This is a genomic window from Streptomyces sp. NPDC002845 (assembly GCF_053591955.1).
On record NZ_JBSFUU010000020.1, the window covers coordinates 78,474 to 90,903 of the forward strand.

Sequence of the window (12,430 nt, forward strand, 5' to 3'; positions counted from 1 at the left end):
GCCTGATGGCCACTCGCGCCGAAGCCGTGTGCCAGGGCCCTGACTGCGAGGAGCCCGTTCCCTACAAGGGCCGTGGCCATCCGCCGAAGTTCCACTCTGCCGCATGTAGGACCCGCGCCTACCGCTCGACCTCGAAGGGAGTCTGACCGTGAACGCTGCCACGCTGACCACGATCGTGAACGACCTCACCGCCGCTGGCTGGCACAACATGGCACTCCAGTTCGCGGGCCTTGCCGTGGGCCCGGACGGCTCGCTGCTCGTCTCGGCCAACGGCGAGGGCAGCGTGCTGCACCTGACGCCACCGGCCCGCTGACGACCCGACGACCGGGCAGTCACCCCGGCGTGGTCGGGGCGGGTGCCCGCGCTCACCCCGTGCGGTAGAGCGCCGTGACCAGTTCGATCGCGGCCTGGGTGGCGGGATGCGGGTCGTCGCGCCACCAGGCGAGCCGCACGGCGATGGGTTCGGCGTCGCGGAGCGGCCGGTAGACGACACCGGGCCGTGGGTACTGGTTGGCGGTGGACTCCGCGGTCATACCGATGCACCGGCCTGTGGAGATCACATTGAGCCAGTCGTCGATGTCGTGCGACTCCCGGGTCGCCGGGCGGGAATCGGGCGGCCACATGTCCGTGCTCGTGGTGCCGGTCCGCCGGTCGACCAGCAGCGTACGGTCGCTGAGGTCGGCCAGGCGGACCGAACGGCGCCTGGCCAGCGGGTCGTCGGCGGCCAGCGCGCACAGCCGGCGCTCCAGCCCCACGATGGCCGAGTCGAACCGGCGCTCGTCCAGCGCTCTGCGGACGACGGCGAGGTCACAGGCCCCCTCGGCCAGCCCGGCCGTGGCGGAGTTCGTGCGCACCAGCTGAACATCCGTGCCGGGGTGCGCGGCGCCCCAGCGGCGCTGGAAGTCCAGGGTGTGGCGGCCGAGCGCCGACCAGGCGTAACCGATCCGCAGCCGGACATGACCGGACGTGGCCTCCCGGACCAGGTCGTCCACCTCGCCGAGCACTCGCCGGGCGTGCGCGACCACGCGCAGACCGGTCACCGTCGGCGTCACCTCGCGGGAGGTCCGCCGCAACAGCCGTACCCCCAGGGCCCGTTCGAGCGAGGCCAGCGTGCGGGAGACGGCGGCCTGGGAGACGCCGAGCGCGATCGCGGCGTCGGTGAAACTTCCCTCGTCGACGATCGCGACGAGACAGCGCAACTGCCGGAGCTCCACATCCATGACTCCATCGTATAGATCGAGTGGCTGATGCATTTTGCGCAAGGACTGTACGGCCGCACGATCGGGGCATGAAGACAGCGACCGCACCTCGCACCGCCTCCGCACCTCGCATCATCACCTCCGCCCCGCCCGTCGCCCCGAAGTCCGGTGGAGCCGGCCTCGTCGGTGTGGCCACGATGGTCGGCAGCGGTGTCTCCAACCAGGTGGGTGCCGCGATCGGGTCCCTCGCCTTCCCGGTGCTCGGGCCCGTCGGAGTCGTCGCGGTGCGGCAGTACGTCGCCGCCTTCGTCCTGCTCGCCGTCGGACGCCCCGACCTGCGGACCTTCACGGCTCGGCAGTGGTGGCCGGTGCTGCTGCTGGCGGTGGTCTTCGGGACGATGAACCTGTCCCTCTACACGGCCATCGACCGCATCGGCCTCGGGCTGGCGGTGACCCTGGAGTTCCTCGGACCGCTCGTCATCGCCCTGGCCGCCTCGCGCCGCCGCGTGGACGCGTGCTGTGCGCTGATCGCCGCGGCGGGCGTCATCACCCTGATGCGTCCGCAGCCCTCCGCCGACTACCTCGGCATGGGCCTGGGCCTGCTGGCCGCCGCCTGCTGGGCCTCGTACATCCTGCTCAACCGCACCGTCGGCCGGCGCATCCCCGGAGCGCAGGGCTCGGCTGCCGCCGCCGCGGTCTCCGCCCTGCTGTTCCTGCCGGTCGGTGTCGTCCTCGTCGTCCGGCAGCCGCCGACCGTGGGGGCCCTCGGCTACGCCGTCGCCGCCGGTGTCCTCGCCTCGGCCGTGCCGTACCTCGCGGACATGTTCACCCTGCGCCGGGTGCCGGCCCAGGCGTTCGGGCTTTTCATGAGCGTCAACCCCGTCCTCGCCGCCCTGGCCGGCTGGATCATCCTCGGGCAGAACCTGGGCCTGACCGAGTGGGCCGCCATCGCCGCCGTCGTCGCGGCCAACTCGCTCAGCATCGTCTCGCGGCGCGCGTAGAGGTCCTGTCGGCGATACGCAGAACAAAATTGTTGACAATCCTGTTCGCCTAGATTTACGTTCGACACGCACTCACACAGGGAGGGCACCATGCCGAACGAAGCCCGTCCGGGCACCGGCGAACAGGCGAAACAGCTGGCGCTCACGCGGCTGCGGCAGGCGATTCTGCAGGGCGACATGGCACCGGCCCAGCGGCTGGTGGAGAACGAACTCGCCGAGCAGTTCGATGTGACACGGGCCAGCATCCGCGCCGCGCTGATCGATCTGGCCGCCGAGGGTCTGGTCGAGCGGATCCGCAACCGCGGCTCGCGGGTGCGGGTGGTGAGCGTCGAGGAGGCGGTCGCCATCACCGAGTGCCGCATGGCCCTCGAAGCGCTGTGCGCGGCCAAGGCGGCCGTCGAGGCGAGCGACGACCAACTGACCCAGCTCACCGAGATCGGTACGGCCATGTCCAAGGCCGTGGCCGACGGCGAGCCGGTGACGTACTCGGAGCACAACCAGCAACTGCACGCCCGGATCAGGGAGTTCTCCGGCCAGCAGGTGGCGGTGGAGCTGCTGGAGCGGCTCAACGCGCAGCTGGTGCGTCACCGTTTCCAGCTGGCGCTGCGGCCGGGACGGCCTCAGCAGTCCCTGAACGAGCACCTGGCCATGATCGAGGCGATCAGGTCCCGGGACCCGCAGGCGGCCGAAGCGGCCGTCCGCGCCCACCTCACGAGCGTGATCGACGCGCTGCGTGAATGACGCACCGCGCGCATGACGCTCCCGGGTGGGCCAGCCGGCCCGTCCACCACGGCGAGTGAGCCGAAGGGGCGCACAGGCCGCAAGCGCCCCGGACGTGAACCGAGCCTGAAAGAGGAGAGATTCACCCATGACGCACGGCACGGCGCCCGCTGCCCCACGGTCGACACTGGTTGTCACCGCGCACGCGGGGGACTTCGTGTGGCGGGCCGGCGGCGCCATCGCCCTGGCGGCCTCGCGCGGGGAGAAGATCACCATCGCGTGCCTGACCTTCGGGGAGCGCGGCGAGTCCGCCAAGGCGTGGCGCGAGGGCAGGAAGCTGGAGGAGATCAAGGCGATCCGCCGGGACGAGGCCGAGCGCGCCGCCGCCACCCTGGGCGCCGAGGTCCGCTTCTACGACGCCGGCGACTACCCCCTGGTCACCACCCCCGAGCTGACCGCCAGACTCGTCGAGGTCTTCCGCGAGACCCAGCCCGACGTCGTCCTCACCCACCCCGCCGAGGACCCCTACAACGGCGACCACCCCGCCGCCAACCGGATGGCACTCCAGGCCCGTGTCCTTGCCCAGGCCATCGGCTACCCCGGCCCGGGCGAGATCATCGGCGCCCCGCCCGTCTTCTACTTCGAGCCGCACCAGCCCGAGATGAGCGGCTTCAGGCCCGAAGTCCTCCTCGACATCACCGAGGTGTGGGCGACCAAGCGCAAGGCGATGGAGTGCCTCGCCGCCCAGCGGCACCTCTGGGACTACTACACCGACCTCGCCGTCCGCCGGGGCGTCCAGCTCAAGCGGAACGCGGGACCCAACCTGGGCCTCGCCCACAAGACCATGGCCGAGGCCTATATGCGCCCGTACCCGCAGATCACGAAGGAGCTGGCATGAGCGGCGTCATCGTCACCAACCCGCCGAAGGCCGGGGCCGAGGACGTCGAGGCCCTGTCCGGCCACGGCGTCGCCACCGTGCACGAGGCCCTCGGCCGCACCGGCCTCCTCGGCCCCGAACTGCGCCCCGTCCAGCAGGGCGCACGGATCGCCGGAACCGCCGTCACCGTACTCAGCTGGCCCGGCGACAACCTCATGATCCACGCGGCCGTGGAGCAGTGCGGCGAGGGCGACATCCTCGTCGTCACCACCACCTCGCCCTCCACGGACGGCATGTTCGGCGAGCTGTTCGCCACCGCCCTCCAACAGCGCGGCGTCCGCGGCCTGGTGATCAACGCGGGCATCCGCGACACCGCCGAACTGCGCGGCATGGGCTTCCCCGCCTGGGCGAAGGCCGTCTCCGCACAGGGCACCGTCAAGGCCACCGGCGGCTCCGTCAACGTGCCGGTCGCCATCGGCGGGCAGGTCATCCGCGCCGGTGACGTGATCCTCGCCGACGACGACGGCGTGATGTGCGTCCCGCGCGAGCGCACCGCCGAGGCCGTCAAGGCCGCCGAGGCACGCACGGCGAAGGAGGAGGCGACCCGCGCCGCCTTCATCGAGGGCCGACTCGGCCTGGACCGCTACGGGTTGCGCGAGACGCTGGTACGCCTGGGGGTGCGGTACCAGCCTTACGAGGACTACGTCCGGGGTGACACGTACGTCCGCGAGAAGGACGACTCATGACCCCGGAGGAGGGGCTCCGCTGCATGCTGATGCGCGGCGGCACCTCCAAGGGCGCCTACTTACTGGCCCGGGACCTCCCGGCCGACCCCGCGAACCGAGACGAACTGCTGCTGCGGATCATGGGCAGCCCCGACCCCCGGCAGATCGACGGCCTGGGCGGCGCGCACCCCCTGACCAGCAAGGTCGCCGTCGTCTCCCCGTCGGCCGACCCCCGGGCCGACGTCGACTACCTGTTCCTCCAAGTCGCCGTCGGCAAGCACGAGGTGACGGACCGGCAGAACTGCGGCAACATCCTGGCCGGCGTCGGCCCCTTCGCCGTGGAACGCGGCCTGGTCACGCCTCAGGACGGACACACCTCGGTACGCGTCCACATGGTCAACAGCGGCAACCTCGCCACCGCGACCTTCCCCACGCCCGACGGACGCGTCGACTACACCGGCTCGACCGGGATCTCCGGCGTGCCCGGCACCGCCGCGCCGGTGGTCATCGAGTTCGAGCGGGGCAGCGGTCCTCTGCTGCCCACCGGCAACGCCCGGGACACCGTCGCCGGTGTGCCGGTGACCTGCGTGGACAACGGCATGCCCACCGTGCTGATCGCCGCGTCGTCCCTCGACGTCACCGGCTACGAGGAGCCCACGGACCTGGAGAGGAACGTGTCCCTCCGCGAACGCCTCCAGGAGATACGGCTGGAGGCCGGACGGCTCATGGGCCTGGGTGACGTCGGCGGGACGACCGTGCCCAAGCTCAGCCTGCTCGCCCCGCCCGTGCACGGCGGCACCGTCATGACCCGCACCTTCATCCCGGTCCGCTGTCACACCGCCATCGGCGTCCTGGGCGCCGCCGGCGTCGCCGCCGGGCTGCGCGTCGTCGGCGGAGTCGGCCAGGGCGTGGCCCGCCTGCCGGACGAGGGGGACCGGATGCGCATCGAACACCCCACCGGATTCCTGGACATCGAGAGCGCCCTCGACCACGGAACCGACGGGACCACCCCCGTGGCCCGCCGTACGGCCGTCGTACGCACTGCCCGAAAGATCTTCGACGGCACGGTCTTCCCCCGGCCCGCCGAACCCGCACCACACCTGTGACCCCGGCCCGCCGAACCGCACCCCACCTTTGAGGAGTCGCTGATGGCCCCGCCGCTCGGCGACATCGCCCACCTCGGGCATGTCGAACTGCTCACCCCCGACCTCGACCACAGCCTGTGGTTCTTCACCGAGATCCTCGGCCTGACCGAGAACGGCCGCTCCGGCGACTCGGTCTACCTGCGGACCTGGGACGACTACGAGCACCACAGCCTCGTCCTCACCGCCCACTCGACCTCCGGCATCCGCCGCACCGCCCTGCGCGCCGCCGGCGAGGAAGCACTCCAACGCCGGGTGAGGGAACTGGAGAACACGGGCCACGCGGGCCGTTGGGTCAAGGACGAACCAGGCATCGGCCCGCTCTACGTCACCACCGATCCCGACGGCCACGAAGTCGCCCTGTACTGGGAGAGCGAGTGGTACCAGGCACCGCCCGACCTCAGGCCCGGCCTGAAGAACCAGCCCCAGGCCAAGCCCGGCCACGGCGTGGGCGTACGCCGCCTGGATCACGTCAACTTCCTCGCCGCCGACGTGCGGTCCAACGCCGAGTTCATCGAACACGGCCTCGGCGCCCGCCCCACCGAGCAGATCAGGCTCGACACCGGCAGGATCGCCGCCCGCTGGCTGACCTTCACCAACAAGTCGTACGACGTCGTCTACACCGAGGACTGGACCGGGTCCAACGGCCGCCTGCACCACATCGCGTTCGCCACGGACACCCGCGAGGACATCCTCCGCGCCGCCGATCTCTGCCTCGACCAGGGCGTGTTCATCGAGACCGGCCCGCACAAGCACGCCATCCAGCAGACGTTCTTCCTGTACGTCTACGAGCCGGGCGGCAACCGCATCGAGCTGTGCAACCCGCTCACCCGCCTGGTCCTCGCCCCCGACTGGCCCCTGATCACCTGGACCCAGGCCGAGCGCTCCAAGGGGCAGGCGTGGGGCCTGAAGACCATCGAGTCCTTCCACACGCACGGCACACCGCCGGTCGACTGAACCCTCTCGGCCCGTCCGCACGGTCAGAACCGTCAGATGACACGGTTCAATAGTCACTGTCAACAATTATGTCCTACATATTGCCGACAGCTTGGTTCCCGAGTACGGTCGCGGCCGTCCCTTCGCAGTTGTCCACGCTCAGCACGCCCACAGCCAGCAGGGAGCGATGAGACGGATGAGACTTCGAGACAGAGCAGGCGCCGCCTTCGCGCTCGCGGGCCTGATCGGCCTGGGGCTCAACTCCGCGGGCCCCGCGGGTGCCCGGGTGGACGGCTCGGCCTCCGCGAGTCCGCAGCGGCCGACGTCCACCGTGGTGAGCACCACCAACGGCAAGGTCCGCGGCGCCGACCGGACCGGCTACGACGAGTGGCTCGGCATCCCGTACGCCGCCGACCCGGCCGGCAAGCTGCGTTGGACCGCGCCGAAGCCCGCGCCGAAGTGGTCCGGGGTGCGCGACGCCACCCGGTTCGGTGACCGCTGCGCCCAGTCCTCCGGCTGGGACCCCGGCTACGAGCAGCCGATCGCCACCGAGGACTGCCTCTCCCTCAACGTGTACGTACCGGACGGCGCCAAGGGTCGCCTGCCCGTCCTCGTCTGGATCCACGGCGGCGGCTACTCCGGCGGCGCCGGGCAGGACACCAACCCGCGCCGGCTCGTGCGGCAGACGGGCTCGGTCGTCGTCACCGTCAACTACCGCCTGGGCCCGCTCGGTTTCCTGAACCTGCCCGAGCTGCGCGAGGAGAGCGCCGACGGTCCCGGCACCTATGGCCTGATGGACCAGCAGGCGGCGCTGCGCTGGGTCCGGTCGAACATCTCCCGCTTCGGTGGCGACCCGAAGAGCGTCGCCATCGCCGGCCAGTCCGCCGGAGGCGGCTCGGTCTGCGCCCAGCTGACCTCGCCCACCGCCAGGGGCCTGTTCGCTCGGGCCGTCATCATGAGCGGCAGCTGCGGCATTCAGTCCGCCGCCGCGGGCGAGACGCAGAGCCGCGCCTTCGTCGAGGAGATCGGCTGCGCCACCGCCCCGGACGTCCTGGTCTGCCTGCGCGCCAAGCCGGCCTCCGCGATCGTCGCCGCCCAGCAGAAGGCCGGCGTCCGGCCCTCCCTCGGCGGCGCCGCCTTCCCGACCGACCCCGCCGAAGCGGTACGGACGGGGAAGTTCACCCGCGTACCGGTGATGCTGGGTCAGACCAACAGTGAGCGGGGTCTGTCCACGTTCCAGAACTACGACTACACCGGCAACCCGATGACCGCCGCACAGTACGAGGCGGCCGTGAAGTCGGCCTACGGTGACGACGCCGACGCGGTGCTCGCCGAATACCCGCTCGGCGCCTACGACACTCCCGGCGAGGCATGGACCGACGCGCAGAACGGCTCCACCTCGTACGCACGCCAGCGGTTGATGGGCACGCTGTCGAAGTGGGTGCCGACGTACGCCTACGAGTTCGCCGAGAGCGACACCCCGCACTTCACCTCCATCCACCTGATCCAGCAGCGCAGCGAAGCGGCCCGCGGCTTCCCGTTCGGCGGCGCCATCCACGTCGACGACCTCGGCTACCTCTGGGACTACCTGGGCCAGACATTGCCGTACGACGACGACCAGCTCGAACTGGCCGAGCAGATGATCACCTACTGGGGCAGGTTCGCCGCGAAGGGCGACCCGAACGGCCCGCGCACGCCGAAGTGGCCGAAGTACAGCACGAGGACGGAGGAGTTGATGTCGCTGTCCGCCTGCGACACCGCACCGGCCGGCAACGAGGCACCGGCCCCGTGCTCGGAGGCCGGAGACGACTTCGGCACCGAGCACAACCTCGACTTCTGGACGGAGCTCGACTCCTGAGAGCGAACCTGTCGGCTCAGCCCATTTGATCCTGCGCCGAGAGGTGCTCGACGGTCACACCGGTCTCGGTGAACGTGCGGGTCACCGTGCCCGACGTATAGACCCACAGGATGCGCAACGGGGTGTTGCCGATATTCCTGAAGAGATGGGGGATCGGTGACGGAATGTAGGTGGTGTCGAACCGCTCCAGCTTTGTCGTCTCGCCGTCGACCCAGACCTCCGCCTCACCTTCGAGAACCGTTACGTGCTCGTCGCAGTTGTGCGAGTGCAGCGGCGCGCCGGAGCCCACCGGATACACACTCATCCCGCTCGTGATCCGGTTCTCCCCGCCCGCCGACGGCGTGGTGATCAGCGGTGTCGTCACGACGGAGCCGCCCCGGTCGAGCAGGGGCACGGACGCGACCTTGATGATCGTGGTCATCCGGATTTCCTCTCCAACTTCTCGTTCCCGGTGATGCGTTCTCGGTGACGTGTCGATCGACGTTAGGTCGCGGACCGGCGAATGGGTGCCCTCCGTCGTGCAGCTTTACCTTGCATTCCGGGAGGGGTGAGCTTCGGGCCCCCGGTTGTACCGTCGGCTGGCGTCGCACGGCGTCCCGTTCCGTGCCGGAAACGAGCCGGAAAGAAAAGGCAGGTATCGGCCAGATGAGGCTCCCCGTTCTCAGCGATGAGGAAATGAATCCGCGGCAGCGGGAACTCGCTGCCCGTATCGCCGGCCGCCGCGGAGCCGTCCGCGGCCCGTTCCGGGTCTGGCTGCACAGTCCGGAGATGTGCGAACGGGCCGAGTCCCTCGGTGCCTTCGCCCGCTTCGACTGCGACCTCCCCAAGCATCTGCGCGAGCTGACGCTGCTGATGGCCGCCCGGAACTGGGACGCCCAGTACTCCTGGAACGCGCATGTGCACCAGGCGATCGAGGCCGGCATCCCGGAGGCCGCCGTCAAGGCCATCGCCGAGAAGCGGGAGGCGGTGTTCGAGGACGAGGTGGATCAGGCCTTCTACCACTTCTGCCGCGAGGTACTGGAGCAGCACTTCGTCTCCGACGCCACCTTCACCCGCGCCCTCGGCCACTTCGGGCCGAAGGGGCTGGTCGACACAATCGGCGCCCTCGGCAACTTCACCATGCTCGGCATGTGCCTGAACACCTTCCAGGTCGACCTCCAGCCCGACCGGGAGCCCCCCTTCCCGGACATCCGCGGCTTCGAGCACGTCGCCCCCGACCCCGACGACACCGACCGGACGCGGTCGTGACCCGCCTCACCGACCGGAGCACGCAGGGAGGTTCCGCCGTGACCCCCAGGACACCGGCCAGGCCCACGGCCGACGGCGGTGCCGCCCCTTCACCCGGGGCCGTCCTCCGCCTCCGAGGCGTCACCAAGAGCTTCGGCGGGGCGGCCGCGCTGAAACAGGCGGACCTGGATGTGAAGCCGGGCGAGATCCACGCGCTGATGGGCATGAACGGGGCCGGCAAGTCGACCCTCGTCCACGTCCTCGCCGGGGTCCACCAGGCCGACGAGGGCAGGATCGAACTCGACGGCCGCACCCACGGGTCCCTGACGATGCGCCAGGCCCGCCGCCTCGGGGTCTCGTTCGTGCCGCAGCGCCGCGAACTCGTCATGGGCCTCACCGTCGCCGAGAACATCCTGCTGGGCGACCTGCCGCTGAGGCACGGCCGGGTCAGCTGGCAGGCTGTGCGCGCCGAGGCCCGCACAGCTCTCGACGACCTGGGCATCGCGCTCGACGTGGACCAGCCGGCCGGGGCGCTGACCGTGGCCGAGCAGACCATGGTCGAGGTCGCCCGCGAGGTGCGCCGCGGCGGCCGGGTGCTCATCCTCGACGAGCCGACCGCGTGCCTGGGGGCCGAGGCCGCACAGCAGGTCAAGACGCTCGTGCGCCGGCTGCGGGACGAGGGCATCGCGATCATCTACATCTCGCACTACATCGACGAGGTGCTGGAGGTCGCCGACCGGGTCACCGTGATGCGCGACGGACGCATCGTGCACACCGCCCCCACCCGCGAACTCGACGGGCCCGTCCTGGTCCGCCACATGGTCGGCCGTGACGTGGTCTCCCGGCGCCCCACCCGCCCGGCGCCCAAGGACGAGATCGGCCTTCAGGCCCGGGGCCTGAGCCGGGGCCGCTTCATCCGTGACTTCAGCGTCGAGGTGCGCAAGGGCGAGGTGGTCGGTGTGCTGGGGGCCGCCGGCGACGCCCAGTCCTTCCTCTTCGACGTGCTCTCCGGCAGGGTCCGGCCCGACGCCGGGGAACTGCGTGTCGAGGGCCGCCGGGTGCCGCTCGGCCGGGTGCGCCACTCGCTGCGCAGCGGGCTGCGCTGCGTCACCGGTGACCGCCGCAACCTCGGCGTCGTCCCGGCGCTGTCCGTCGACGAGAACCTGATGCTCGCGCGCGACCGCTTCGCCCGCCTGCGGCTGCACCGCGAATCCGCGCTGGCCCGCCGCGCCGCCCCGCTCCGCGGGGCGTACGGCGTGGTCACCCTCTCGCGCAACCCGGCGGTCAGCACGCTGTCGGGCGGCAACCAGCAGAAGGTCCTCCTCGCCAAGTGGCTGGAGACCTCGCCCACGGCCGTCTTCCTCGAAGACCCCACCAACGGGGTCGACGTGGCCGCCATCGCCGACATCCACTCCATCATCGACGACCTTGCGAGCCGGGGTGTGGCGGTCCTGCTCGCCTCCTCGTCCGCCGAGGAGGTCATGCGCCTGGCCGACCGCGCGGTGGTCGTCCGCTCCGGCCGCATCGTGGCCGAGCACGCCATCGCCGCCATCACGAGCGACGAACTCGTCGCGACCGCTCTGGGAGGTAATCGCTCATGAGCCTCAAAACCGCACCCGAGGCCCCGCATCCGGTCGACTCGCCGCCGCGGGAGAAGACACGGAGCGGACTGCCGGCGAGCCTGCGGCGCATCCCGCACCTCGGACTGCTCAGCGTGCTGGTCCTGGTGGCGGTCATCGCCGGTACCCAGAGCGACGCGTTCCTCACCAGTGACAACCTCATCAACGTCCTGCGCCAGGTGAGCATCGTCGCCGTACTCGGCGCCGCCCTGACCCTGGTGATGACCGCGGGCGGCATGGACTTCTCGATGGGCAGCAACGTCGCCGTCGTCACCGCCTTCGCCGCGCAGCTCATTCACGGGGGCACGCCCGTCACGGTCACGATCCTCGCCTCGACCGTGCTCTCGACCGCGATAGGCCTGGTCAACGGGCTCATCGTCACCTACACCAACGTGGCGCCCTTCGTGGTGACCCTGGCGACCGCCACCATCCTGGACGGTGTCGCGCTCGTCGTCCTCGACGGTACGACCGTGTCGATCGGCGACTCGCTGTCCGGCCTGGGCACCGGATACACCCTCGGCCTGCCCAACCTGACCCTGGTCGCGCTCGTCGTCCTCGTACTGACCGGTCTGGTCATGAAGTACACGACGTTCGGCCGCGACGTCTTCGCGATCGGCGGCAACGAGCACGTCGCCCGCCTCAGCGGCATCGCCGTCAACCGCAACAAGCTGGTGCTGTACGCGGCCGCGGGCACCCTGTCCGGACTCGCCGGCGTCATGCTGCTCTCCCGGCTGGCGGCGAGCAGCCCCGGCACGGGCGGCCTCCTGCTGCAGCTGAACGCCGTGGCGGCGGTCGTCATCGGCGGTACGGCACTGGCGGGCGGCCACGGCACGATCGTCGGCACGGCCTTCGGTGTCCTGCTGCTCGGTGTCGTCGCCAACTCCCTGAACCTGCTGCAGATCTCCTCCTTCTACCAGCCCGTGTCGGTCGGCACCGTGCTCGTGATCGCGGCCGTCGCCAACCAGATCCAGAAGTCCCGCCACAGTCACGCGCATTGACGCCCGGCACGTCCCCGACCTCCCCCACAGGCTTCGACGGCCGAGGGCGCCCGGTGATCCCGCGAGAGCCGCCCGGCCCACCCCAACACCCTCCATGCGACCGTCCCGCGCCGCGTCTCCGTGCGCCC

Annotated in this window: 13 protein-coding genes; 11 read left to right on the plus strand and 2 right to left on the minus strand. The window is 70.8% G+C overall.

All coding sequences use genetic code 11. The annotated features are described in order from the left end of the window. The first annotated feature begins 148 nt into the window (after positions 1-148). Positions 149-313 carry a hypothetical protein gene (locus ACWD3C_RS16885; RefSeq protein WP_451144539.1) on the plus strand — a complete coding sequence of 55 codons (165 nt, stop codon included), beginning with the start codon at positions 149-151 and terminating at the stop codon, positions 311-313. A 52-nt stretch (positions 314-365) separates the two neighbouring features. Here the strand turns inward: ACWD3C_RS16885 and ACWD3C_RS16890 are convergent, their stop codons facing one another. After that, on the minus strand, positions 366-1,220 hold the full coding sequence (locus ACWD3C_RS16890; protein ID WP_451144541.1) for a LysR family transcriptional regulator: 855 nt from the start codon (positions 1,218-1,220) through the stop codon (positions 366-368). Positions 1,221-1,288: 68 nt separating this feature from the next. Here ACWD3C_RS16890 and ACWD3C_RS16895 point away from each other — a divergent pair, with 68 nt between their 5' ends. From ACWD3C_RS16895 to ACWD3C_RS16925, 7 genes are all read left to right on the plus strand, one after another. After that, the gene (locus ACWD3C_RS16895; protein WP_451144543.1) at positions 1,289-2,200 is read left to right on the plus strand and encodes an EamA family transporter; all 912 of its coding nucleotides are present in this window, start codon (positions 1,289-1,291) and stop codon (positions 2,198-2,200) included. A gap of 90 nt (positions 2,201-2,290) precedes the next feature. Beyond that, the gene (locus tag ACWD3C_RS16900) at positions 2,291-2,941 is read left to right on the plus strand and encodes a GntR family transcriptional regulator (RefSeq protein ID WP_451144545.1); all 651 of its coding nucleotides are present in this window, start codon (positions 2,291-2,293) and stop codon (positions 2,939-2,941) included. Positions 2,942-3,068: 127 nt separating this feature from the next. Next, positions 3,069-3,818, plus strand: coding sequence for a PIG-L deacetylase family protein (locus ACWD3C_RS16905; RefSeq protein WP_451144547.1), 750 nt, complete (start codon positions 3,069-3,071; stop codon positions 3,816-3,818). Next, a complete protein-coding gene (locus ACWD3C_RS16910) occupies positions 3,815-4,543 on the plus strand; it encodes a 4-carboxy-4-hydroxy-2-oxoadipate aldolase/oxaloacetate decarboxylase (RefSeq protein ID WP_451144549.1) in 729 nt (242 codons plus the stop codon). Before ACWD3C_RS16905 ends, ACWD3C_RS16910 begins: the two co-directional genes overlap by 4 nt. Beyond that, entirely contained in the window at positions 4,540-5,628 is a 1,089-nt protein-coding gene (locus ACWD3C_RS16915; RefSeq protein WP_451144551.1) for a 4-oxalomesaconate tautomerase, read from the plus strand. The genes ACWD3C_RS16910 and ACWD3C_RS16915 overlap by 4 nt, the downstream gene beginning before the upstream one ends. A 42-nt stretch (positions 5,629-5,670) precedes the next feature. Next, complete coding sequence (locus tag ACWD3C_RS16920; protein ID WP_451144553.1) at positions 5,671-6,621, plus strand: catechol 2,3-dioxygenase; 951 nt, start codon at positions 5,671-5,673, stop codon at positions 6,619-6,621. Between the two features lie 175 nt (positions 6,622-6,796). Next, on the plus strand, positions 6,797-8,458 hold the full coding sequence (locus tag ACWD3C_RS16925; RefSeq protein ID WP_451144555.1) for a carboxylesterase/lipase family protein: 1,662 nt from the start codon (positions 6,797-6,799) through the stop codon (positions 8,456-8,458). A gap of 16 nt (positions 8,459-8,474) precedes the next feature. Here ACWD3C_RS16925 and ACWD3C_RS16930 read toward each other — a convergent pair whose 3' ends face one another. Beyond that, on the minus strand, positions 8,475-8,879 hold the full coding sequence (locus ACWD3C_RS16930; protein ID WP_451144557.1) for a cupin domain-containing protein: 405 nt from the start codon (positions 8,877-8,879) through the stop codon (positions 8,475-8,477). Between the two features lie 254 nt (positions 8,880-9,133). Between ACWD3C_RS16930 and ACWD3C_RS16935 the strand changes: the two genes are divergently transcribed. Genes ACWD3C_RS16935 through ACWD3C_RS16945 form a run of 3 tightly spaced genes read left to right on the plus strand, consistent with a single transcriptional unit; the run spans position 9,134 to position 12,302 of the window. Beyond that, entirely contained in the window at positions 9,134-9,706 is a 573-nt protein-coding gene (locus ACWD3C_RS16935; RefSeq protein WP_451144559.1) for a carboxymuconolactone decarboxylase family protein, read from the plus strand. A 38-nt stretch (positions 9,707-9,744) separates the two neighbouring features. After that, a complete protein-coding gene (locus ACWD3C_RS16940) occupies positions 9,745-11,286 on the plus strand; it encodes a sugar ABC transporter ATP-binding protein (protein ID WP_451144561.1) in 1,542 nt (513 codons plus the stop codon). After that, on the plus strand, positions 11,283-12,302 hold the full coding sequence (locus ACWD3C_RS16945; protein ID WP_451144563.1) for an ABC transporter permease: 1,020 nt from the start codon (positions 11,283-11,285) through the stop codon (positions 12,300-12,302). The genes ACWD3C_RS16940 and ACWD3C_RS16945 overlap by 4 nt, the downstream gene beginning before the upstream one ends. Positions 12,303-12,430: the final 128 nt, after the last annotated feature.